The organism is Streptomyces sp. NPDC047022, from assembly GCF_040644155.1.
GTDB lineage: Bacteria > Actinomycetota > Actinomycetes > Streptomycetales > Streptomycetaceae > Streptomyces.
The window spans coordinates 1-1,445 of the sequence record NZ_JBEYVV010000103.1; the positions used below are offsets into that span (position 1 = coordinate 1).

Consider the following 1,445-nt stretch of genomic DNA (forward strand, 5'->3'; position numbering starts at 1 on the left):
GGTGTATCGCATGGCTCTCCGTAAGTTGTTAGGCGGCCCGGGAGGGCCGGGTGTGGCTTATGGCTCTCTGCCTTCAGTGGCTTCCAAGGAGTGGCCACCCGGCTCTCCGGGGCGCCCTGGCTGCTGATTGAGATGTGCGCTTCGGTCGCTGATTACGGAGATGACAGCGGGGTGTTCCTCGGGCCGACGGCATGCTGTTCGGAACGAGGAGGGGCGAGTGAGCGAGCGAAGGCACCGGGTATGGGCCGGGATCGACGCAGGCAAAGGGCATCACTGGGCAGCGGCGGTCGACGAGACCGGTGCGACGCTGTGGTCGAAGAAGGTCGACAACGACGAGTCGGCAATCCTGACCGCCATGGGCGAGATCCTGGACCTGGCCGACGAGGTCCAATGGGCGGTGGACATCTCCGGCACGTCCTCCGCTCTGTTGCTGGCCCTGCTCGCGGCACACGGCCAGCAGGCCGTCTACGTGCCCGGCCGCACGGTCAACCGCATGTCGGGTGCCTACCCGGGTGAGGCGAAGAGCGACGCCCGCGACGCCTACGTCATCGCCGAAACCGCGCGCAACCGCCGGGACTTCGCGACGATCGACGTGCCTGCCCAGCTGGCCGCCGACCTCGCACTGCTGACCGCCCACCGCTCCGATCTCGTGGCCGACCGAGTCCGGATGATCAACCGTCTCCGCGACACACTGACCGGCGTCTTTCCCGCGCTGGAGCGGGCCTTTGACTACAGCTCGCAGAAGGGCGCGCTGGTCCTGCTGACGGGCTACCAGACCCCGGCGGCTCTCCGCCGCCGCGGCCGGGCGAGGTTGACGGCCTGGCTGGCCAACCGCGGTGTTCGCGGTGCCGACAGCGTCGCCTCGACCGCGCTGGAGGCCGCCCAGGCCCAGCAGACCGCACTGCCCGGCGAGGATGTCGCTGCCCAGATCGTGGCCGACCTGGCCGAGCAGATCCTGGCCCTGGACGACCGCCAGAAGCGGATCGACGAGCAGATCCGCGAGACGTTCCGCAGCCATCCGCAGGCGGAGATCATTGAGTCCCTGCCCGGCATGGGACCGATCCTCGGCGCTGAGTTCGTCGTCGCCGCCGGCGACCTCACGGCCTACGCCGACGCCGGGCACCTTGCCTCGGCGGCCGGGCTGGTTCCCGTCCCGCGTGATTCCGGTCGCCGGACCGGCAATCTTCACCGGCCCAAGCGCTACAGCCGCCGTCTGCGCAGGGTGTTCTACATGTCCGCACAGACCAGCATGATGCGCGAGGGGCCGAACCGGGACTTCTACCTTAAGAAGCGCGGTGAAGGCTGCAAGCACGTCCAAGCCGTCATCGCCCTGGCCCGACGGCGGGCCAGCGTCCTGTGGGCCCTCCTGCGCGACAACCGGGTCTTCACCCCCGAACTGCCGGTCGCGCAAGCGGCTTGACTTCATCATTGAGACTCCTTGAAGT

At 68.7% G+C, this 1,445-nt stretch carries 1 protein-coding gene; it reads left to right on the top strand.

Annotated features, from left to right (window positions below; all coding sequences use genetic code 11):
* Nucleotides 1-217 precede the first annotated feature (217 nt).
* Nucleotides 218-1,420 carry an IS110 family transposase gene (locus ABZ845_RS31940; protein WP_360987057.1) on the top strand — a complete coding sequence of 401 codons (1,203 nt, stop codon included), beginning with the start codon at nt 218-220 and terminating at the stop codon, nt 1,418-1,420.
* The last annotated feature ends 25 nt before the right edge of the window (nt 1,421-1,445 follow it).